Annotated in this window: 21 protein-coding genes; 11 read left to right on the plus strand and 10 right to left on the minus strand. The window is 71.8% G+C overall.

Going from position 1 to position 19,417, the window contains the following annotated elements; genetic code table 11:
• Positions 1 to 176: 176 nt before the first annotated feature.
• The 7 genes from ACWCPM_RS10105 (at position 177) to ACWCPM_RS10135 (ending at position 6,237) form a co-directional block, all read left to right on the plus strand.
• Entirely contained in the window at positions 177 to 932 is a 756-nt protein-coding gene (locus tag ACWCPM_RS10105; RefSeq protein ID WP_450975666.1) for a HipA family kinase, read from the plus strand.
• Positions 929 to 1,345, plus strand: coding sequence for a DUF3037 domain-containing protein (locus ACWCPM_RS10110; protein WP_450975667.1), 417 nt, complete (start codon positions 929 to 931; stop codon positions 1,343 to 1,345). The genes ACWCPM_RS10105 and ACWCPM_RS10110 overlap by 4 nt, the downstream gene beginning before the upstream one ends.
• A gap of 135 nt (positions 1,346 to 1,480) precedes the next feature.
• Positions 1,481 to 2,242, plus strand: a complete 762-nt coding sequence (fabG, locus tag ACWCPM_RS10115) for a 3-oxoacyl-ACP reductase FabG (protein ID WP_450975668.1) — start codon at positions 1,481 to 1,483, stop codon at positions 2,240 to 2,242.
• An 11-nt stretch (positions 2,243 to 2,253) separates the two neighbouring features.
• Positions 2,254 to 3,015, plus strand: a complete 762-nt coding sequence (locus tag ACWCPM_RS10120) for an SDR family oxidoreductase (RefSeq protein ID WP_450975669.1) — start codon at positions 2,254 to 2,256, stop codon at positions 3,013 to 3,015.
• 228 nt (positions 3,016 to 3,243) lie between these two features.
• Entirely contained in the window at positions 3,244 to 4,824 is a 1,581-nt protein-coding gene (locus tag ACWCPM_RS10125; RefSeq protein WP_450975670.1) for an ABC transporter substrate-binding protein, read from the plus strand.
• 81 nt (positions 4,825 to 4,905) lie between these two features.
• Positions 4,906 to 5,598 carry a uracil-DNA glycosylase gene (ung, locus tag ACWCPM_RS10130; protein WP_450975671.1) on the plus strand — a complete coding sequence of 231 codons (693 nt, stop codon included), beginning with the start codon at positions 4,906 to 4,908 and terminating at the stop codon, positions 5,596 to 5,598.
• A gap of 117 nt (positions 5,599 to 5,715) precedes the next feature.
• Positions 5,716 to 6,237, plus strand: a complete 522-nt coding sequence (locus ACWCPM_RS10135) for a hypothetical protein (protein ID WP_450975672.1) — start codon at positions 5,716 to 5,718, stop codon at positions 6,235 to 6,237.
• A 26-nt stretch (positions 6,238 to 6,263) separates the two neighbouring features.
• Here ACWCPM_RS10135 and ACWCPM_RS10140 read toward each other — a convergent pair whose 3' ends face one another.
• Positions 6,264 to 6,743: a hypothetical protein gene (locus ACWCPM_RS10140; RefSeq protein WP_450975673.1), complete on the minus strand. Its 480-nt coding sequence runs from the start codon at positions 6,741 to 6,743 to the stop codon at positions 6,264 to 6,266.
• Between the two features lie 392 nt (positions 6,744 to 7,135).
• Entirely contained in the window at positions 7,136 to 7,648 is a 513-nt protein-coding gene (locus tag ACWCPM_RS10145) for a DinB family protein (protein WP_450975674.1), read from the minus strand.
• 464 nt (positions 7,649 to 8,112) lie between these two features.
• On the opposite strand from ACWCPM_RS10145, the gene ACWCPM_RS10150 reads away from it, so the two are divergent.
• On the plus strand, positions 8,113 to 9,027 hold the full coding sequence (locus ACWCPM_RS10150; RefSeq protein WP_450975675.1) for a Gfo/Idh/MocA family protein: 915 nt from the start codon (positions 8,113 to 8,115) through the stop codon (positions 9,025 to 9,027).
• Here the strand turns inward: ACWCPM_RS10150 and lnt are convergent.
• The 6 genes from lnt to ACWCPM_RS10180 form a co-directional block, all read right to left on the minus strand.
• The gene (gene lnt, locus ACWCPM_RS10155; protein WP_450975676.1) at positions 8,942 to 10,510 is read right to left on the minus strand and encodes an apolipoprotein N-acyltransferase; all 1,569 of its coding nucleotides are present in this window, start codon (positions 10,508 to 10,510) and stop codon (positions 8,942 to 8,944) included. The genes ACWCPM_RS10150 and lnt overlap by 86 nt on opposite strands.
• Positions 10,511 to 10,579: 69 nt before the next feature.
• Positions 10,580 to 11,059, minus strand: a complete 480-nt coding sequence (locus ACWCPM_RS10160) for a nuclear transport factor 2 family protein (protein ID WP_450975677.1) — start codon at positions 11,057 to 11,059, stop codon at positions 10,580 to 10,582.
• 136 nt (positions 11,060 to 11,195) lie between these two features.
• A complete protein-coding gene (locus ACWCPM_RS10165; protein WP_450975678.1) occupies positions 11,196 to 12,269 on the minus strand; it encodes a helix-turn-helix transcriptional regulator in 1,074 nt (357 codons plus the stop codon).
• A gap of 164 nt (positions 12,270 to 12,433) precedes the next feature.
• Complete coding sequence (locus tag ACWCPM_RS10170; protein WP_450975679.1) at positions 12,434 to 12,940, minus strand: cupin domain-containing protein; 507 nt, start codon at positions 12,938 to 12,940, stop codon at positions 12,434 to 12,436.
• Between the two features lie 627 nt (positions 12,941 to 13,567).
• Positions 13,568 to 13,747 (minus strand): hypothetical protein, encoded by a 180-nt coding sequence (locus ACWCPM_RS10175; protein WP_450975680.1) that lies wholly within the window; start codon positions 13,745 to 13,747, stop codon positions 13,568 to 13,570.
• Between the two features lie 257 nt (positions 13,748 to 14,004).
• Positions 14,005 to 14,883, minus strand: coding sequence for an undecaprenyl-diphosphate phosphatase (locus ACWCPM_RS10180; RefSeq protein WP_450975681.1), 879 nt, complete (start codon positions 14,881 to 14,883; stop codon positions 14,005 to 14,007).
• 248 nt (positions 14,884 to 15,131) lie between these two features.
• Between ACWCPM_RS10180 and ACWCPM_RS10185 the strand changes: the two genes are divergently transcribed.
• Genes ACWCPM_RS10185 through ACWCPM_RS10195 form a run of 3 tightly spaced genes read left to right on the plus strand, consistent with a single transcriptional unit; the run spans position 15,132 to position 17,982 of the window.
• On the plus strand, positions 15,132 to 16,337 hold the full coding sequence (locus ACWCPM_RS10185) for a Gfo/Idh/MocA family protein (RefSeq protein WP_450975682.1): 1,206 nt from the start codon (positions 15,132 to 15,134) through the stop codon (positions 16,335 to 16,337).
• Positions 16,334 to 17,260: a DUF6807 domain-containing protein gene (locus tag ACWCPM_RS10190; RefSeq protein ID WP_450975683.1), complete on the plus strand. Its 927-nt coding sequence runs from the start codon at positions 16,334 to 16,336 to the stop codon at positions 17,258 to 17,260. The genes ACWCPM_RS10185 and ACWCPM_RS10190 overlap by 4 nt, the downstream gene beginning before the upstream one ends.
• The gene (locus ACWCPM_RS10195; RefSeq protein ID WP_450975684.1) at positions 17,257 to 17,982 is read left to right on the plus strand and encodes a cupin domain-containing protein; all 726 of its coding nucleotides are present in this window, start codon (positions 17,257 to 17,259) and stop codon (positions 17,980 to 17,982) included. The genes ACWCPM_RS10190 and ACWCPM_RS10195 overlap by 4 nt, the downstream gene beginning before the upstream one ends.
• Before the next feature lie 8 nt (positions 17,983 to 17,990).
• Here ACWCPM_RS10195 and ACWCPM_RS10200 read toward each other — a convergent pair whose 3' ends face one another.
• Positions 17,991 to 18,461 carry a winged helix-turn-helix transcriptional regulator gene (locus ACWCPM_RS10200; RefSeq protein ID WP_450975685.1) on the minus strand — a complete coding sequence of 157 codons (471 nt, stop codon included), beginning with the start codon at positions 18,459 to 18,461 and terminating at the stop codon, positions 17,991 to 17,993.
• Positions 18,462 to 18,604: 143 nt separating this feature from the next.
• The gene (locus tag ACWCPM_RS10205) at positions 18,605 to 19,411 is read right to left on the minus strand and encodes a TVP38/TMEM64 family protein (protein WP_450975686.1); all 807 of its coding nucleotides are present in this window, start codon (positions 19,409 to 19,411) and stop codon (positions 18,605 to 18,607) included.
• Positions 19,412 to 19,417 lie beyond the last annotated feature (6 nt).

Below are 19,417 nucleotides of genomic sequence, written 5' to 3' on the forward strand. Positions count from 1 at the left end.
TTCCCTTCCACGGACGCTGGGTGATCCCTTTGATCTGTTCAGCAGTACGGCCGGCGGAGGGCCGAAGTTCAGCGGCGGGACCCAACTTCACTCGATCGAGATCTGGCGGGAACGACCGCGAAGCGGTACCGGCAGGCCGCGGCCAACGGTACCGAACGCCCCAGTAACCTGGGACGATGCTCAAGGAAGTCATCGCGACCCGCTATATCACCCCCCTGCGCGAGGGAGGTTCGCTGCCGGGACTCGTCGAGGCCGACGACTTCGGGACATACGTGATGAAGTTCACCGGTGCCGGACAGGGCCGCAAGACACTCGTCGCGGAGGTCGTCTGCGGCGAGCTCGCCCGCCGGCTCGGCCTGCGCGTCCCCCGGCTGGTCACCGTCGGCCTGGACCCGGTCCTCGGGCTCGGCGAGCCGGACCAGCAGGTCCAGGACCTGCTCCGGTCGAGCGGCGGCCCGAACCTGGGGATGGACTTCCTCTCCGGCGCCCTCGGCTTCGACCCCCTTTCCTTCGCCGTGGGCCCGGAGGAGGCCGGGCGGATCGTCTGGTTCGACGCGCTGGTCAACAACGTCGACCGCTCCTGGCGCAACCCCAACCTGCTGATGTGGCAGGGCGACCTGTGGCTCATCGACCACGGCGCCACCATGATCTGGCACCACAACTGGCCGGGCGCCGAGGCTTCCGTCGCCCGCCCCTACGACGCCTTTGACCACGCCCTGCGGACCTTCGCGCCGGACGTCGCGGCGGCCGCGGCGGCGCTCGCCCCCCTCGTCACGGAGGACCTGCTGGCCGAGGTCACCGCCGAGATCCCGGACGCCTGGCTGACCGGCGAGCCCGGCTTCGACACCCCGGACGACCTGCGCGGGGCCTACGCGCGGCCCCTGCTGGCACGCGCCGCCGTCATCCACGAACGCATCGAGGGGATCAAGTGAGCGAGCGCCACATCACCAGGGCCGGCCAGGGCGGCGGCCGGGACGTCTTCGAGTACGCGCTGCTGCGGGTCGTCCCGCGCGTGGAACGCGGCGAGTGCATCAACGCGGGCGTGCTCGTCTACTGCCGCGCCAAGGCGTACGTCGGCGCCCGCACCCATCTGGACGAGGCGCGGCTGCTGGCCCTGGACCCGGACGCGGACCTGGCCGGCGTGCGCGCCGCGCTGCGCGCGGTGGCGAGCGTGTGCGGGGGCGGCGAGGCCGCCGGGCAGGCGGCGGGCGACGACGCCGGCCGGCGTTTCCGCTGGCTGATCGCGCCCCGCTCCACGGTCGTCCAGCCCGGCCCGGTGCACACGGGGCTGACCGTCGATCCGGCGGCCGAGACCGAACGGCTGCTCGATCTGCTGGTGAGGTGAGGGACCACATGCACCCGATGGGCCGTTGACACCGGGTGCCAGGGCTTCTAGCGTCACGTCTGCTGAAGGTACTAAGCGGTCGCTCATCGAACAGAGGGCCGCTGAGCCGCATCCCAAGGGCGAGGAGAAGCAGCAATGTCCACCACTGAGCAGCGGGTCGCGGTCGTCACCGGCGCCGCGCGCGGCATCGGGGCCGCCACCGCCGTACGCCTGGCGGCCGAGGGCCGCGCGGTCGCCGTGCTCGACCTCGACGAGGCCGCCTGCAAGGACACCGTGGAGAAGATCACCGCGGCCGGCGGCAGGGCCGTCGCCGTCGGCTGCGACGTCTCCGACGAGGCGCAGGTCGAGGCGGCCGTCGCCCGGATCGCCGAGGAGCTCGGCGCGCCGGTGATCCTCGTCAACAACGCGGGCGTGCTCCGCGACAACCTGCTGTTCAAGATGAGCGTCACCGACTGGGACACCGTCATGAACGTGCATCTGCGCGGTGCCTTCCTGATGTCGAAGGCCTGCCAGAAGCACATGGTGGACGCCGGCTTCGGCCGTATCGTCAACCTGTCCTCCTCGTCCGCCCTCGGCAACCGCGGCCAGGTCAACTACTCCGCCGCCAAGGCCGGTCTGCAGGGCTTCACCAAGACCCTCGCCAAGGAGCTCGGCAAGTTCGGCGTCACCGCCAACTCCGTCGCCCCCGGGTTCATCGCGACCGACATGACCGCCGCGACCGCCGAGCGGGTCGGCATGGGCTTCGAGGACTTCAAGGCCGCCGCCGCCACCATGATCCCCGTCCAGCGTGTCGGCGAGCCCGACGACATCGCCAACGCCATCGCCTTCTTCACGGGCGAGGCGGCCGGATTCGTCTCCGGCCAGGTGCTGTACGTCGCCGGCGGACCGCTCGACTAGGGGGCACGGACATGACCGAACTGCCTGAACTCTCCGGCAAGGCCGCCCTCGTCACGGGCGGCAGCCGCGGCATCGGCTACGGCGTCGCCGAGGCGCTGGTGGCACGCGGTGACCGCGTCTGCATCACCGGCCGCAACGAGGAGGCCCTGAAGGAGGCCGTCGAGCGGCTCGGCGCCGACCGGGTCATCGGCGTCGCGGGCAAGGCCCACGACCTCGACCACCAGGCCGTCGCCGTCGAGCGCACGATGGAGGCCTTCGGCCGCGTCGACCACCTGGTCAACAACGCCGGTACGAACCCGGTGTTCGGGCCGATCGCCGACCTCGACCTCGACGTGGCGCGCAAGGTGTTCGAGACCAACGTCGTCTCCGCGCTCGGGTTCGCCCAGAAGACCTGGCACGCGTGGCAGAAGGAGAACGGCGGCTCCATCGTCAACATCGCGTCCGTGGCCGGTGTCGCGCCCTCGCCCTTCATCGGCGCGTACGGCATCAGCAAGGCCGCGATGATCAACCTCACCTTGCAACTGGCGCACGAGTACGCGCCCAAGGTGCGGGTCAACGCGATCGCCCCGGCGGTGGTGAAGACCAGGTTCGCGCAGGCACTGTACGAGGGCCGGGAGGCGGAGGCCGCGTCGGCCTACCCGCTCGGCCGGCTCGGCGTGCCCTCCGACATCGGAGGCGCCGCCGCGTTCCTTACCTCGGCGCAGGCCGACTGGATCACCGGCCAGACGCTCGTCGTCGACGGCGGGATCTTCCTGAACGCCGGGGTCGGCTGACCGGATCGGTTCTCTTCGGACAGGGGCGCCGGCTCCGTCAACTGTGATCGCTCGACGCGAATTTGTTGACGAATTCGGCGCCCCTGTCGACGAATCGGCGGCGTTCGGGCCGATGACAACGTCGTCATGCGGAAGCTGATCAATGAGCTCGCGCAAGCGCCGTTCAGGCCGAGTTTGCCTGCGATAGGGTCTGCCGACCCTTGGTATGGCAGATCGAGGAGCGTGCGCGTGTTCAACCGGAACCGAGGCCTGCGGCAAGTGGCGGCGATCGCTTCCATATCCCTGTTGGCCGGGTGCAGCCTGTTCTCGGACGGCGACCCTGCCGAGGAGGGCCCGATCGTCGTGGGGACCACCAGCGCTCCCAGCACGCTGGATCCGGCCGCCTCCTGGGACGGCTCCTGGGAGTTGTTCCGCAACGTCTACCAGACCCTGCTGAGCTACCCCACCGGCGCCACCACGCCCCAGGCCGACGCCGCCGAGAGGTGCAGGTTCACCGACGCGGCCAACCGGGTCTACCGCTGCGAGTTGCGCGAAGGACTGACCTTCTCCGACGGCGACGCGCTCGACGCGCAGGCCGTCAAGCACTCCATCGACCGGATTCTGGCCATCGACGCGCCGGGCGGTCCGGCCGGGTTGCTGGGCAGCCTCGACCGGGTGCAGGCGCGCGGCGATCGTGAAGTCGTCTTCCACCTCAAGACCGCGGACGCGACCTTCCCGTTCGTGCTGGCCACGCCCGCCATGTCCGTCGTGGACCCCGACGACTACCCGGCCGACAAGCTCCGTGAGGACGGCGGGGTGACCGGCTCGGGGCCGTACCTCCTCGACTCCTACGAAGAGGGCCAGCGAGCCGAACTCGTGCGCAACGAAAGGTACAAGGGCTTCGCCGAACGCAGGAACGACGCGGTCACGATCCGCTACTTCCAGGAGTCCGCTGCCATGGTGAAGGCACTGCGCGAGCAGGAGATCGACCTGACGTACCGCGGTCTGGCTGCCGACGACATCGTCGCGCTGCAGGGCAAGGACGCCGACGAGAGCCTGCAACTCGTCGAGGGAGCCGGCGCCGACATCAGCTACCTCGTGTTCAACCCGAAGGACTCGTGGGCCGGGAAGGCCTCCGTGCGCAAGGCCGTCGCCCAGGTCGTGGACCGGCCGAGGATCGCCCACACGATCTACAAGGACACCGTCGACCCGCTGTACTCGATGGTCCCCAAGGGACTCACCGGCCACACCACCGGCTTCTTCGACAACTTCGGCGACCCCGACGCGGACAAGGCCCGCGCGATGCTCAGCGAGGACGGCGTCGACGTGCCGGTCCCGCTCACCTTCTGGTTCACCACCGACCGCTACGGCTCCGAGACCGCCGTCCTGTTCCAGGAGCTCAAGAGGCAGCTGGAGGCTTCCGGCCTGTTCCGGATCACCCTGAAGAGCCGGCCCTGGAAGACCTATGTCGAGGGCTACCAGAAGGGCGAGTACCCGGTGTTCGGGCGCGGCTGGTTCCCCGACTTCCCGGACGCCGACAACTACATCGCGCCCTTCGTCGGCGAGGAGAACGCCCTCGGCACGCCGTACCCGGTACCCAAGATCACCGGTGAGCTGCTGCCCCGCTCCCGCCGCGAGAGCGACCGCGCCCGGGTGGAGTCCGACTTCGAGGAGGCCCAGCAGATCCTCGTCCAGGACGTGCGGCTGCTGCCGCTGTGGCAGGGCAAGCAGTACGTCGCCGCCAGCGTGGAGATCTCCGGGGCCGAGCGTGCCCTGGACCCGTCGACGATCATGACGGTGTGGGAGCTGTCCCGGAAGACCAGCTGGTGAGGCGGCCCCCGGCGGCCGTTGTCAGTGGTCGCCGGTAGGTTCTGTGCTCTGGAACCGACCGCACACCGTGAGGAAGTTGACGTGACCGACACCGCCATGCTGCCCGAGTCCTGGCGCGGGGTCCTGGGCGACGAACTGCACAAGCCCTACTTCAAGGAGCTGACGGAGTTCGTGGAGGAGGAGCGGGCTGCCGGACCCGTCTACCCGCCGCGCGAAGAGGTCTTCGCGGCGCTCGACGCCACGCCGTACGAGCGGGTGAAGGTCCTGATCCTCGGTCAGGACCCCTACCACGGCGAGGGCCAGGGCCATGGCCTGTGCTTCTCGGTCCGCCCCGGGGTGCGCACCCCGCCCTCGCTGCGCAACATCTACAAGGAGATGCAGCAGGAGCTGGGCCTGCCGATCCCGGACAACGGCTATCTGATGCCCTGGGCCCGGCAGGGCGTGCTGCTGCTCAACGCGGTGCTGACGGTGCGTTCCGGCGAGGCCAACTCGCACAAGGGCAAGGGCTGGGAGAAGTTCACCGACGCGGTGATCCGCGCGGTGGCCGAGCGACCCGACCCGGCGGTCTTCGTGCTGTGGGGCAACTACGCGCAGAAGAAGCTGCCGCTGATCGACGAGACCCGGCACGTGGTGGTGAAGGGTGCGCACCCCTCGCCGCTGTCGGCGAAGAAGTTCTTCGGCTCGCGTCCGTTCACACAGATCGACGAGGCGATCGCGCGACAGGGGCACGAGCCGGTGGACTGGCGCATTCCGAACCTGGCCGACCAGGCCTGAGGCTTCGGCCCCGCAGGGCGGGCCGGCCCCACGGGTCGGCCCCGCCTTGCGGGGATCGCCGGTGACGGCCGTTAGCGTCGGCATCGACGGGACGTCGGTGAGCGCGCGGAGGCAACGGTGTCGGAGCAACAGGAGCAGGCGGCGCCGGATGCCGTGATGACGCGGATCGGGCAGGTCGTCATGCTGCACCACGCGGGGGACCGTGAGGAGGCCCGGCACCGCTTCCTCCAGCTCTGGGCGGAGATCGGCGAGGACGGCGACCCGCTGCACCGCTGCACGCTGGCCCACTACATGGCCGACACCCAGGACGACCCCTGCGACGAACTGGTCTGGGACCTGCGGGCGTTGGGCGCCGCCGACGAGCTGGGCGACGAACGCCCCGCGGCCCACGAGGGCGCCCTCGCGGTGCGCGCCCTGTACCCCTCCCTGCATCTGAACCTCGCCGCCGACTACGTCAGGCTCGGGCGCTCCGACGCCGCCCGTACCCATCTGCGCCGGGCTCGCGGAGCGGCGCACGCGCTGGCCGACAACCCGTACGGGGACGGGGTGCGGGCGGCCATCGGTCGGATGGAGCTCCGGCTCGGGGACGGGGGTTCACCGGGCGGCGGCGCGTGGGGGCCGCCTCGGCAGCGGCCATGAGCCGTACCGGCACCGAGGCGGGCGTCTCACCGGCCGTAGGTCTGCTCGCAGATCACCGCCTCCGGGCTGTCCGCGCGCCAGCCGCCGTACTTCCTGCCCAGGTCGCACACATCGGCCTGGGAGCCCAGCGTGGGGGAGACGTCCGGGACCGTGGCCGGTGCCGACCGCCGTGGGCGGCGTGGTTCCGGGCGGGGCGGTTCGGTGTGCGGCCCGGACTCCGCGCGCGGGGACGGGGCTCGCCGGGGCTGCGCCGGGTCCCGCGTGGGGGGACGGCGTGACTCGGGTGGGGCGGCGCCGGGCCTGCGGGAGGGGCCGATCAGCTCCAGCGCCTCGCGGGCCGGGGCCTGCACGATCTGCGGCTCGGTGCGGCCCTCCGGACCCGGTGCCGACGGCGGGGCCGGCGCCGGGGGCAGGGCTGCGGGGCCCCGCTGGACGGTCACGCAGCCGGAGACCGCGGAGAGGGCCACGGTGACCAGCAGCGTCGCGGTGGTCGTCGTTCGATGCACCCGCGCAACTCTGGTGGCTCGGGCCGCGCAGGGCCCGATGGACAAGCGCAGTTTGCTCCGGACGGGTGAAGTACGCCCCCGCAGGGAGGGTGCGCGCATCGCCACGCTGACGTTCGGGGCGCGTCCGCGGGGCCGGGCCGGGTGCCGGGCCGCCGCGGAACGGCAGGGGTTCGGCGGGGTACCGGGCCGGGCCAGTGCGGCGTCAGCCGAGGTTCGCCCTGTCGCGAGGTCCGGCACGCCCTCTCGCCGCACCGGCCGGAAGCCCGCGTACGTCCCGTACGAGGGCTTCCGGCCGGCACGCCGTGGGACCGCTCCCCCACTACCGGCTTCGCTCGAGCGGGAGGGACCCCCACGACGCCGCTCGTCACGGGCGAACCCCTTCTGATGCGGCGCTAGTCGCCCGTCGCGCCGTCCACACGCTCGCGGAGGAGATCCGCGTGGCCGTTGTGGCGGGCGTACTCCTCGATCATGTGCGTGTAGATCCAGCGCAGGTTGAACGGCTCGCCGGAGTGGCGGCTGCGGCCCTTGGACAGGTCGTCCAGTCCGTAGCCGGCCGCGTGCGCCCGGGCGGCCGCGATCTCCGCCTGCCAGGTGGCGTACGCCTCGGCCCAGGTGTCGTCCTCGGTGAGGTGGAACTCACCGTCGCGGTCCTCCTCGGTGTAGTAGAGGGGCCCCTGGTCGTCGCCGACCAGCACCGTGCGGAACCAGCCCCGTTCCACCTCCGCCATGTGCCGCACCAGCCCCATCAGGGACAGCTCGGAGGGCTCCACGGCCGCGATCCGCAGCTGCGCGTCGCTCAGCCCCTCGCACTTCCACGCCAGGGTCTGCCGGTGATACTCCAACCAGCCCTCCAGCATGGTCCGTTCGTCGGCGTCCTGGGCGGGTTCGCGTCGCTCTGTCGTCATGGGCGCATCCTCGCTCATCCCCGAACAATCACCAAGGCATTTGAGCGCCCGCCCCCGGGAACCGGCCCACCCGCCCCCGGCGGGCTCCCCGGATGTCCCACCGTCCTCGCGTCGGCTCGCCTCGAGGACGTGCTCCGTCATGACGTCCGTCACATCGCCGAGCCGCCGCCCGTGTACCGCCGGAGCCGCCCGGCGGCCCGGGAGCAGTGGGGGAGGCCGTCGCCACCGGCCTCGCAGCCCACACCGCGGCCCGGGCGCCCCGGGCCATGTGCGTCGCCTGCCAGGCCGTGGAGTCCGCGCGGCCGAACCCGACGGGCGGCAGGGCCGCGGCGGCCGTCCGGGACGCCCTGGTCGCCGCGCCGTCGCCCGCCCCGCGAAGCCGTGACGGTATCCCCGGCCGGGGGCCGTCGGCGCCGCCGTATGCTTCCGGGCAGACCCCCGCAGGCAAGCAGTGAGGAGCCCCCGTGAAGGTCGGCTGCATCGGACTCGGTGACATCGCGCAGAAGGCGTATCTGCCGGTGCTCGGGGTCCAGCCCGGGGTCGAGCTGCATCTGCAGACCCGGACGCCCGCCACGCTGACCCGCGTCGCCGACAGCCTTCACCTGCCGCCCGCGCAGCGCCACGGCACCCTGGACGACCTCCTCGCCCAGGACCTGGACGCCGCCTTCGTGCACGCGCCCACAGCCGTGCACCCCGAGATCGTCACGAGGCTGCTCGAGGCGGGCGTCCCGACGTACGTCGACAAGCCGCTGGCGTACGAACTCGCCGACTCCGAGCGGCTGGTGGCGCTCGCCGAGGAGCTGGGCACGCCGCTCGCCGTCGGCTTCAACCGGCGGCACGCGCCCGCGTACACGCAGTGCGCCGACCACCCGCGCGAGCTGATCCTCCTGCAGAAGAACAGGGTCGGGCTGCCCGAGGAGCCGCGCACGATGATCCTGGACGACTTCATCCACGTCGTGGACACGCTGCGGTTCCTGGTGCCGGGCGAGATCGACGACATCACCGTGCGCTCCCGCAGCGAGAACGGGCTGCTGCACCACGTCGTGCTCCAGCTCGCCGGGGACGGCTTCACCGCGCTCGGCGTCATGAACCGGCTCAGCGGGTCCGCCGAGGAGATCCTGGAGGTCTCCGGTCAGGACACCAAACGCCAGGTGATCAACCTCGCCGAGGTGGTCGACCACAAGGGCCAGCCGAGCCTGCGCCGGCGCGGCGACTGGGTGCCCGTTGCGCGGCAGCGCGGCATAGAGCAGGCGGTGCTGGGCTTCCTCGACGCCGTGCGCGCGGGCAAGCCGCTCAGCGCCCGCGACGCGCTGGCGACTCACGAACTGTGCGAGCGGGTGGTCCAGGCGGTACTGGAGCGCTCCGGCGCGGCCGCGTGACCGAGCGCCCGCCCTCGACCAGCAGCAGGGCGAGCAGCACCAGGACGGCCAGGTGCGCGGGCCAGGCGCCGAGGCGGGCGTAGGGAGTGACCCCGTCGGCCAGCGGCACCTCGTACACCTGGGTGGTGCTCGCCTCCGTCCCGAGCGGCGGACCGATCCGCCGGCCCTCGGGCCCGTACACGGCGGAGACGCCGGTCAGGGTGGCGTGCACCATGGGACGGCCGCTCTCGGCGGCGCGCAGCGCGGCCAGCGAGGCGTGCTGGGCCGGCGCCCAGCTCTGCTGGAAGGTCGAGGTCGCCGACTGGGCGACCAGCAGGTCGGCGCCGTCGCGGGCGAGGCTGCGGCTGATGTCGGGGAAGGCCGACTCGAAGCAGACCATCGGGCCGACCCGCAGCCCGCCCCCGGCGTCCATCACGACCTGCGCGGTGCCGCGCCTGCGGTCCTCGGCCGCGGCCTCGCCCACCGAGGTCGCCCAGCCGAACAGCGAGCGCAGCGGGACGTACTCGCCGAAGGGGACCAGCCGCATCTTGTCGTAGCGGTCGCCGGTCGGGCCGTCCGGGCCGATCAGGACCGAGCTCTTGTAGATGCCGGGCCGGTCCGAGCGGCGGGCGTCCACGTTGACCAGGATCGGGGCGCCCGTCTCGCGGGACAGCGCCGCGATCCGCCGCGCCAGGTCCGGCCGGTCGCCGAGGTCGTAGCCGACGCTGCTCTCACCCCAGACGATCAGGTCGGGGTCCTGGCCGGTCAGCCGCCGGGTGAGTTCCTCCTCGCGGTCGAAGCGCGGGCCGGGGCCGGGGACGACACCGGGCTGCACGACGGCCACCCGCGCCTCGCGGTCGACGTGCGGGCGCGGCGCCCACGCCCAGGCAGCCGACGCGGCGGCGGCGGTGACGAGCAGCGCGGCCACGGCCGGTGTCCGCGACGTGCGCACCGCGACGAGCACGGCGACCGCGACGTTGACGGCCACCAGCAGCAGGCTCAGCAGCCAGACCCCGCCCACCGAGGCCAGCCGCAGCGCCGGTCCCACCTGCCACTGACTGGCGCCCAGCATGCCCCAGGGGCCGCCGAGCCCCTCCCAGGAGCGCACCAGCTCCACCGCCAGCCAGCCCGACGGCAGCACCAGCAGCGCGGCCGAGATCCGGCGCGCTGAGGGCTCCCCGCCGAGGAAGCGGCGGACGAGCCAGCCCCACGGGGCCCACAGCGCGCCCAGCAGGGCCGCGATGACGAACGTGAAGACGTGCAGGTTGGGCAGCAGCCAATGGTGCACGGCCAGCACGAAGCCGAAACCGCCGCACCAGCCGTCGTAGAGCGCCCGCCGTCCGGTGGGAGCGGTGCGCACGAGCAGGATCCACGGCACCAGGGCGACACAGGCGAACCACCACAGGGACGGGGCCGGGAAGGCGAGCATGGGCAGTGCGCCCGCCACCGCGGCGGTCGCGGAGCGCCACCACGGGGAGTCGAGTCGGCGGCCCAGCGTCTTCATGCGGCGCCTCCCTCCCTCCGTGGATCCAGTGTGCGCGCTGTCGGCGATCCCGCTCCAGGGGGGACCCGCTCAGTCGATCACAGGTACCCCGGACCCCTGGTGGACACGCCGCCACTTCTCCCTCACGACGACCTCCCGCAGCCGCCAGCCGTCGTCCGTACGGCGGACCTCGAAGGCGTACCGGCCGCCGCACACGAAGTGCGGGGCCGCGGAGTCGTCACCGGCGAAACGCATCGGATTGACGTAGTCGGCCTGGACCCGGGCGGTGTCCCCGGTGTCCCGCTCCAGGACGCCGAAGCGGATCCTGCGGTTGACGACGAGATGCTGGCGCATGCCGAACACCCGCAAGCTCTCGGCCAGCCACGTGGCGATCTGCCCGGCGTCACCCTCGATGCCGCCTGCCGAGCGGTAGTCCGCCCGCCCGTCGGGGGTGAACAGCTTCCGGTACGCCTCCCAGTCGCCGTCGTCCACCGCCACGGCGTAGTCGGTGACCAGACCGTCGACGGCCAGCCTGTCCATCACGGTCGCGAGCTCCACGCGCTGCGTCATCGCCTCAGTGTTGGGTACGAGGCGGGCCGCGCCAAGAGGGCGTGCCGTGATGTTCGGTGCTTGTGACCGGTCGGCACGTGTGCGGCTGCCCACCGGCCCGCGCGGGCGGTTCTCCCGGCGGCCTGGCAGCGCGTCCTCACCGGCCGGAGAAGACCTTCCCGGTGAGGTCGCGGCGACTGCGGACGCCGGTCTTGTCGAAGATGCCCTTGAGGTGCTGCTGCACCGTGTTGACCGTTACGGAGAGCGAACCGGCGATCTGACGGGTCGACTGCCCCTGGAGAATCAGGCGGGTGACGTCGCGTTCGCGCTCGGTGAATCCGTAGGCCGACATCAACAGCGTGTGCAGTCTGGCGGCCTGAGCGGATTCGACGATGACAGCGGCCTGCTGTCGGCCGGCGAGGGCCAGGCGCGCCCCGTGCAGGAAGAGCCATCCGCCGCCGCGGGAAGCGACGCGCGCCTGAGGCGGTTCGGCGACACTGCCTCCCGCGTCGGTCGTACGCAGCACGGAGGCCGCGACGGACAACACCGCCGAGGGCAGTCGGCCGGCGGCCCAGTCCCCGTCCGGCAGCCGTCCCAACCAGCGCTCCGTGCCCGGCGAGGTGGACTGAACTCGCATCTCTCGATCGAGGATGATGAGCCCGGGGCCGTCGTCGGTTTCGGGATGCGCCGCGCGGCTCTGCAGGAGCGTTCGTTTCACCCCCTGCGTCAAAGAGGGTGCGACGGCGCGGAGCAGGGCGTGGACCTCCGGCCCGAACAGAGGCCGGCCGACCTCTCTGTAGAGTGAGAGAGCCCCCCATGTCTCCCCGGAGCGGGTACGGAGGATCATCCGTAGCTCCTGGTCGCCTCCGACCGTGGTGAGCCGCCGCCAGCGCGGACAGATCCCAGGATTGCCGCCTGTTGCTTCGTGAAGCGTGGCAATTCCGGTCTCGGAACGGCTGAGTTGGACGATCCCGTTGATGTCGTCGCTGGAGCTTTCGTGTGCCACGAGCTCGGCCAGGAACGATTCCGGGACTTCGGCCCGCCCCTGACGGAAGTGGCTGGTGATCAGCAGGGATTCGGGGTCCACCGTGTGCCAGCAGGTGTCCCACAGATCGGGTATCGCCGCGCTGAGGGCGTCCGCAGCGGATTGCCAGAGAGTCTCCGTGTCCTGGCTGTGTGCCGCCGCTTCGCTGATCCTCTCCACCACGCGACGCGTCGCCGACTCGTTCATGTCCGCGATCTTAACCTCGGTCAGTCAGGGGAGTTGATGGCCTGACCAGGTCATGTCGCGTGTTCCGGGCAGGGCCGGCCGTGTTCGCCCGGTCGCCTCCGCCCCGGCCGTCTCCCGGCTCGGCGACGTCTCCGTGGAGGATCGGCGCGGCCCGTGCCCGTGTCTCAGAAGAGCAGTCTGTGACGCTTGACGAGCGGGGGAGTCGCCGGCCAGTCGAAGTCGATCCCGTAAGGAGCGGCCATTTCGGACAGCAGCTCCTCGGTCGGGGGGCCGACCAGCTTGGCGCACTCCTTGAAGAAGTCCTCGAAACCCGCAGGCGAGATGACCTCGAGGACGGCCGCCGGTTCGTCGCTGTTGTTCCAGAACGAATGCCACTCCCCGCGCGGCTTGAAAAGCCATTCCCCCGGACCCGCGTAGATTTCGTGGCCGTTGGAGACGGCGCCTATCTCGCCGCTCAGTACAAAGGTGTACTCGTCCTCGTTCGTGTGCATGTGCATGGGGCCGCCCAGAGCCCGCGGCTCGAACAGGTGCTGCACCACGGAGAAACGGCCACCCGTGTCGCTGCCGTCGATGAGGAATCGGTTGCGGATACCGCCGATGTGGGGCTGCGGTGGGGCGTCCTTGTGGCCCACCACGCGTGCGCGCGTCGGAGGGTTCGTCGGCTCGGTCACAAGTCCTCGCGATGTTGAAGGTGTTGGCAATGCGGCAGGACACGATGCTATGCAGGCCCGCACGGGTCGGGATATACCAGAATTGTGGTGTCGAGCCGTCGGGATCGAGGACGTCACAGCGCTCCTCGCGAAGACGCGTGGCATGGTGTGCGCCGGTGAACTCGCGTGTGCGGAACCGTTGTCTCCCTCGGCGCGGCAGTAACCGCTGCAGATCGGGGCGCCGGCGCGTGAGCTCCCGGAGGGCCCGCGTGGCGCCGGCCCAGGGCTGAACGCCCGTCAAGTCGCTGTGGGCGCCGGGTGGGGTCGCGCGGCGCCGGGACGCGCGAGGCGTACGTCGACCTCTTGGAGGCTCTTGGAGCGCGGGGGTGACGTGGCCGGGCATCGGGCGGAGGGGTTCAAAGCCGTATCCGGCACCGCGTACCGGGTTCGTTCAGGTGCTGGAAGGCCGTGGGCGTGGGGCGGGAGGGGCGGAGGTCCTTGATCCGCCGGGCGTGTTCCGTCGCGTCGAGAAGCCGGTGTCGCAGGCGATGTGGTGGACGCCGTGTGCGTGGACCTGCTTCGGCCGGCGGGCGGCGAGTCCGTGCGGCCGGTCCACGCGTTCCCGCTCACGCCGCCGCGGACCTGTCCTCACGCCGCCTCGATGATCGTGCCGCGAATCGCCGCGGCCCACTCGACGACCAGCAGCTCGTACTCCGCCCGCTCCTGCGCCGACAGCGAGCCGCCCGCGCGCATCCACAGGGCGCGGATCTGCTCGTTCACCTCGGCAGCGGAGCGCGCTGAACCAGGGGTCACGGAATCGGGGGACATGTGGGCAAGCCTAGGGGTAGGCACTGACACTGCGCTACCGGGCGGCTACTCATCCCGTATGGGGTCGGTCACGAGCGACGGGATCCGGCCGCGGGCTCCGGGAGCGGTCCGAGAAGCGATGAATGGGCGCGAAGGGATATCAAGAGTTCAGAATGGGTCTGAATGCGATCGAAGCGGCGCGAAGGAGGCTGAATGGCTCGAAGGGGTGCGAACGAGAAAGGCCCCCGGGGATCTCCCCGGGGGCCTTTCTCGTTCGCTCAGCCGCCTGCTGATTCCGCCGCGTGCGGACTCAGTACGCCGAACGTCACCAGGGCGATGATCACGATGCCGAGCGCGATCCGGTACCAGACGAACGGCATGAAGCTCTTGGTCGAGATGAACTTCATGAACCAGGCGATCACCGCGTAGCCCGTGAAGAAGGCGATCACCGTGGCGAAGATCGTCGGCCCCCAGGTCACATGGCCGCCCTCCATGGCGTCCTTGAGCTCGTACCCTCCCGAAGCGAGCACGGCCGGGATGGCGAGGAGGAAGGAGTAGCGGGCCGCGGCCTCGCGGCTGAAGCCCATGAAGAGGCCGCCGGTGATGGTCGCGCCGGAGCGGGAGACGCCCGGGACGAGTGCCATGGCCTGGCAGAGGCCGAAGATCAGGCCGTCCCGCACGCCCAGTTCCTTGAGGGACTTGCGCTCCCTCGCCGCCCGGTGGCGTCCGCCGGTCTCGTCGCGCGCGGCTATCCGGTCGGCCACGCCCATGATGATGCCGACGACGATCAGCATGGTGGCCGTGATGCGCAGATCGCGGAACGGGCCGACGATCTGGTCCTTGAGCGTCAGGCCGAGCACGCCGATCGGGATCGAGCCGACGATCACCAGCCAGCCCATCCGCGCGTCGTGGTCGCCCCGCCACGACTTGTCGTAGAGCGACCGGGTCCATGCGGACAGGATGCGTCCGATGTCCTTGCGGAAGTAGATCAGCACGGCTGCCTCCGTGCCGATCTGGGTGATCGCCGTGAAGGCGGCACCGGGGTCCTCCCAGCCGGAGAAGGCCGCGGTCAGGCGCAGGTGGGCGCTGGAGGACACGGGCAGGAATTCGGTCAGCCCCTGGACGAGTCCGAGGATGAGTGATTCGAACCAAGACATGGAGTTAAGGAGTCCAAGTGCCGATCGCGAAACGGACGGAGGACACACCTAGCCCCCGCGCGCGGTGATCGGGTGTGTTGAGGGGCAGCGTAGCGTCCCCCGCCGACACGGCCGACACAGGGGTTTCCCTGGGTTCCGCGGTGGCCTGTAGGGGGTGTTGACCGGTCGGCGGGCCGGGCCTACGTTGCAGAGCGGAGAAAGCGCTTGCTGCACACCCAGGGACCCTCCGAGGAGTGCTGATCAGGTTCATGCCCACATCTGCGACTCCGGCGTCGGCGAAGGACGCCGCCCCTCTTCCCGGCCGCCCCGTTCGTTCCGGCCGCCCCGTCAGAGCCGCCGTCATCGGTACCGGTGCCGTGGCCCGCGACTGCCATCTGCCCGCCCTCACCCGGCTCGCCGAGGAGGGCGAGACGGAGGTCGTCGCGGCCGTCGACGTCGACCGTGCCGCCGTGGAGGCGTTCTGCGCGCGGGGCGGGATCGCGCACGCCTACACCGACACGGCGCGGATGCTGCGGGAACAGCGGCCCGACCTGGTGACGATCTGCACGCCGCCCCGGCTGCACCGTGAGCAGGCGGTCGCCGCGCTGCGCGCCGGTGCCTGGGTGTGGTGCGAGAAGCCGCCGGTGCCCTCGCTCGCCGACTTCGACGCCGTCGAGGCGGCGGAGGGACCGGCGGGTGGGCCCTACGCGTCGATCGTCTTCCAGCACCGGTTCGGCTCGGGCGCCGCCCATGTGCGCCGGCTGCTTGCCGCGCAGGCCCTGGGACGTCCGCTGGTCGCGCACTGCCAGACCACCTGGTACCGCGACGCCGCCTACTACGCCGTGTCCTGGCGCGGCCGCTGGGAGACCGAGGGCGGCGGGCCCGCCATGGGGCACGGCATCCACCAGATGGACCTGCTGCTCGATCTGCTCGGCCCGTGGCGCGAGGTGCGGGCCATGGCCGGGCGGCTGGTGCACGACGTGGAGACCGAGGACGTCTCCACCGCCCTGGTCCGCTTCGAGCACGGTGCCCTGGCCACCGTGGTGAACAGCGTGCTGAGCCCCGACGAGGTCAGCCGCATCCGCGTCGACTGCGAGCACGCCACCGTCGAACTCACCCACCTGTACGGGTACGCCAACGCCGACTGGCGTTTCACGCCGGCGCCGCACGTACCGGCCGGCCAGGCCGATGAATGGCGGGACTTCGGGGCCGACGTGCCCAGCTCGCATCTGGCGCAGCTGCGTGAGCTGGTGGCCGGCATGCGCGCGGGGGAACGGCCGCGCGGCAGCGGGCCGGACGGGCGCAAGAGCCTGGAACTGATCACCGCGCTGTACAAGTCCGCGTTCACCGGCACCACCGTCCGCCGGGGCGAGATCGGGCCCGGGGACCCGTTCTACACGGCCCTGCACGGAGGCGCTCCCGCCTGGGCGCCCGTCGCCGGGGAGTCCGACGCGCCTTCGGAGGTGCCCGTATGAGCGGTTCGAGCATCGTCCACGCGCACGGCGAGAGGGTCACGTTCCGCGAACCCGCTTCCGGGGTCCAGCTGTTCACGTACGTCTACCGGCCGGAGGCCGCCTGGGAGGCCCCGAAGCCCTATCTGCACCCCGTGCGGACCCTGGGAGACGCCGTCGTCACGGACTACCGGCCCCACGACCACCGCTGGCACAAGGGCCTGCAGTTGACGGCCTCGCATCTGTCCGGGCAGAACCTGTGGGGCGGGCACACCTATGTGCACGGGGAGGGGTACGTCGTCCTGCCGGGGCTCGTGGGGTCCATGGCGCACGCCGGCTTCGACGAGCTCTGCTCGGACGGCACCCGCGCCGTACTCGCGGAGCGGCTCACCTGGCATCCGTACGGTGGTGAGCTGTGGGCCGACGAACGGCGTCGCATCGAGGTGCACGACGTGGACCGGGCGGCCGGTTCCTGGGCGCTGACCTGGACCAGTGCCGTCACCAACCGGCGCGAGCAGCCCCTGCTGTTCGGCAGTCCGACCACCGCGGGCCGGGAGATGGCCGGCTACACGGGCCTGTTCTGGCGGGGGCCGCGCGCCTTCCGCGGCGGACGCGTCCTCGGGCCGGACGGCGAGGGTCCCGGCCTGATGGGCGCGCAGGCGCCCTGGCTGGCGTACTCGGGAGAGCACGACGGCGTCGACGGCCACGCCACCCTGGTGTTCGCGCACGCCCCGGAGAACGACCACACCGGTGCCGGCGGCGGCCATCCCGCCCACTGGTTCGTCCGTAACGAGCCGTTCGCCGCCGTCGCCCCGTCCTGGGCCTTCCACGACGAACTGGAACTCGCGTCGGGCGCCACCCTGACCCGCCGCTACCGGGTCGTAGTCGCCGACGGCGCCTGGGAGCGCGACGAGATCGCCGCGTACCTGGAGGCGCACCCGGGGTGACCACCGAAGGGCTGACGGGCCCGTTCACCGGCCTGCCGGGCGGCGTCGCCGTCTCGCACCTGTCCGTGTACGACTGGCCCGCCGCGGACGGGGCGTGCGGCGGAACCCCGCATCTGCACCTGACCTGTTCGGAGGCGTACGTCGTCGTCGGCGGCCGGGGCGCGGTGCAGACACTCACGACGTCCGGGTACGAGGTCACGCCGCTCGCGCCCGGCACGGTCGCCTGGTTCACGCCGGGCACGATCCACCGACTGGTCGACGACGGCGACCTGCGGATCACCGTGCTGATGCAGAACAGCGGGCTGCCGGAGGCGGGGGACGCGGTGCTCACCCTGCCGCCGGAGTACCTGGCCGACCCGGACGCGTACGCCGCCGCCACCGCGATCCCCGCGGACGCGCCCGTCGCCGAGCAGGAGCGGGCCGCCCGCGCCAGACGCGATCTCGCCCTGGAGGGTTACCGCGCGCTGCGCGCCGCGGGCCCGGAGGCGCTGGCCGAGTTCCATCGCGCGGCGGGGGCGCTCGTACGGCCCCGGCTCGCCGAGTGGCGGGAGCGCTGGCGGCGGGGCGCCGAGGCGGCGGCGGTGGCGACCGGGGCCCAGCTCGACAGGCTGGAGCGGGGTGACGTGTCGCATCTCGCCGCGGCCGTCGTCAGGTCCGAGCAGCCCGTGAAGCGCGGGAAGTTCGGCATGTGCGGGCGGCTCGACGTCTACCCCGGCGAATAGTCCTGGAGCTACCGGGCCGCTGCGGGACCGGTGACGGTCCAGCCCGGGGAGCGGGGATGCGGGGTCAGGTCTCCGTGCCGGACCGGGTCGCCGCAGGAGCCGCAGGTGACCTGTGCGACCAACTCCTGACCGCAGCTGTGTGCGAGGCTCATGGGGCGGTCGTCCCCGCGCAGATGGCGGTCGCCCCAGTCCATGAGGGTGAGCAGGACGGGCTGCAGTTCGAGGCCCGCCTGGGTGGGCCGGTACTCGAAGCGCCGCGGGCGCTCGCTGTAGGCCTGCTTGGTGAGGATTCCGGCGTCGACCAGGCGGCGCAGCCGCGTGGACATGATGTCGCGGGGGGCGCCGATGTTGCGCACGAGCTGGTCGAAGCGGCCGTTGCCCAGCAGCACCTCCCGCAGCACGAGCAGCGAGTACTTCTCGCCGACGAGTGCCAGGGTGTCGGCGATCGAGCAGGGTCGCGGGTCCTTGGTGGCGGCCATGCGGCCCAGTCTAGGCAAGAGTTGGATTTTCCAACCAGCAAGGTTCAGGTCCTACGGTCGCCCGCCCCTGCGGTCGCCTGCCCCTGCGGTCTCGTAGGTCCTACAGCCGTGGGCCCCACGACCGTAGGGCCTTTGACCGAGGGTCAGCCACGCAGGTGGTGGCGTTTGCGCCATGCCACCACCACGCCCGCCAGCCCCGGGATCGCGATCGCGGCCATCGCGATCAGGAACACGGGTGACGTCGGTGTCGAGGCCCGCGCGCCGGCGACGACATACGCGGCCGTGTTCGGCAGCGAGCCGAGCGCCGTCGCGAGCAGGAAGGGCAGCCAGCCCATCTTGGAGACGGCGGCGCAGTAGTTCGCCGCCCAGAACGGCACGCCCGGGAACAGCCGCACGGCCAGCATCGAGCGGAAGCCGTGGCGGCTGAACTGCCGGTCGACGGTCCTCAGGAACTTGCCGCGCAGCAGTGGCCGCAGCGCGTCCTGGCCCAGGAACCGGCCCAGCCCGAAGGCCATCCCGGCGCCGATCACCGAGCCGGCGACCGCCGCGGCGATGCCCAACTCGGAGCCGAACAGCGCCCCCGCCGCAAGGTTGAGCAGGGGCCGCGGCACGAACGCCACGGTGATCAGTCCGTACGCGACCGCGAAGACGAGTGCGGCCACGACGCCGCCGAGCTGCGGTGGCCAGCCGTGTGCGAGCAGCCGCTGCGGCTCGAAGAGGAGCACCGTCGCCGCGGCCCCCACCAGCAAAGCGACGAGGACGGAGAAGCGGGCCCACGGCGACAGCAGGAATCTCGCGCAGCGGGCGGCGAAGCCGGGGCGGACGGCCGCCGTACCGCCGGAGACGGGGCGGGCGGTGGCGATTTCCGTGGCGGTCACCGCGAGTTCGGTGGCAGTGGCCCGGGGAGAGGCCGGTGCGGTGCCCCCAGAGCGGGTGTGGGCATCGAGCATTGAGCG

The sequence above is a fragment of the Streptomyces sp. NPDC002309 genome (assembly GCF_053593375.1).

What these genes read in the sequence shown, in the direction of transcription:
- ACWCPM_RS10160 (WP_450975677.1), bottom strand. Translation starts at nt 11,059, where the DNA reads ATGACGCAGCGCGTGGAGCTCGCGACCGTGATGGACAGGCTGGCCGTC.
- ACWCPM_RS10200 (WP_450975685.1), bottom strand. Translation starts at nt 18,461, where the DNA reads ATGGCCGCCACCAAGGACCCGCGACCCTGCTCGATCGCCGACACCCTG.
- ACWCPM_RS10120 (WP_450975669.1), top strand. Translation starts at nt 2,254, where the DNA reads ATGACCGAACTGCCTGAACTCTCCGGCAAGGCCGCCCTCGTCACGGGC.
- lnt (WP_450975676.1), bottom strand. Translation starts at nt 10,510, where the DNA reads ATGAAGACGCTGGGCCGCCGACTCGACTCCCCGTGGTGGCGCTCCGCG.
- ACWCPM_RS10165 (WP_450975678.1), bottom strand. Translation starts at nt 12,269, where the DNA reads ATGAACGAGTCGGCGACGCGTCGCGTGGTGGAGAGGATCAGCGAAGCG.
- ACWCPM_RS10190 (WP_450975683.1), top strand. Translation starts at nt 16,334, where the DNA reads ATGAGCGGTTCGAGCATCGTCCACGCGCACGGCGAGAGGGTCACGTTC.
- fabG (WP_450975668.1), top strand. Translation starts at nt 1,481, where the DNA reads ATGTCCACCACTGAGCAGCGGGTCGCGGTCGTCACCGGCGCCGCGCGC.
- ACWCPM_RS10175 (WP_450975680.1), bottom strand. Translation starts at nt 13,747, where the DNA reads ATGTCCCCCGATTCCGTGACCCCTGGTTCAGCGCGCTCCGCTGCCGAG.
- ACWCPM_RS10205 (WP_450975686.1), bottom strand. Translation starts at nt 19,411, where the DNA reads ATGCTCGATGCCCACACCCGCTCTGGGGGCACCGCACCGGCCTCTCCC.
- ACWCPM_RS10105 (WP_450975666.1), top strand. Translation starts at nt 177, where the DNA reads ATGCTCAAGGAAGTCATCGCGACCCGCTATATCACCCCCCTGCGCGAG.
- ACWCPM_RS10145 (WP_450975674.1), bottom strand. Translation starts at nt 7,648, where the DNA reads ATGACGACAGAGCGACGCGAACCCGCCCAGGACGCCGACGAACGGACC.
- ACWCPM_RS10180 (WP_450975681.1), bottom strand. Translation starts at nt 14,883, where the DNA reads ATGTCTTGGTTCGAATCACTCATCCTCGGACTCGTCCAGGGGCTGACC.
- ACWCPM_RS10185 (WP_450975682.1), top strand. Translation starts at nt 15,132, where the DNA reads ATGCCCACATCTGCGACTCCGGCGTCGGCGAAGGACGCCGCCCCTCTT.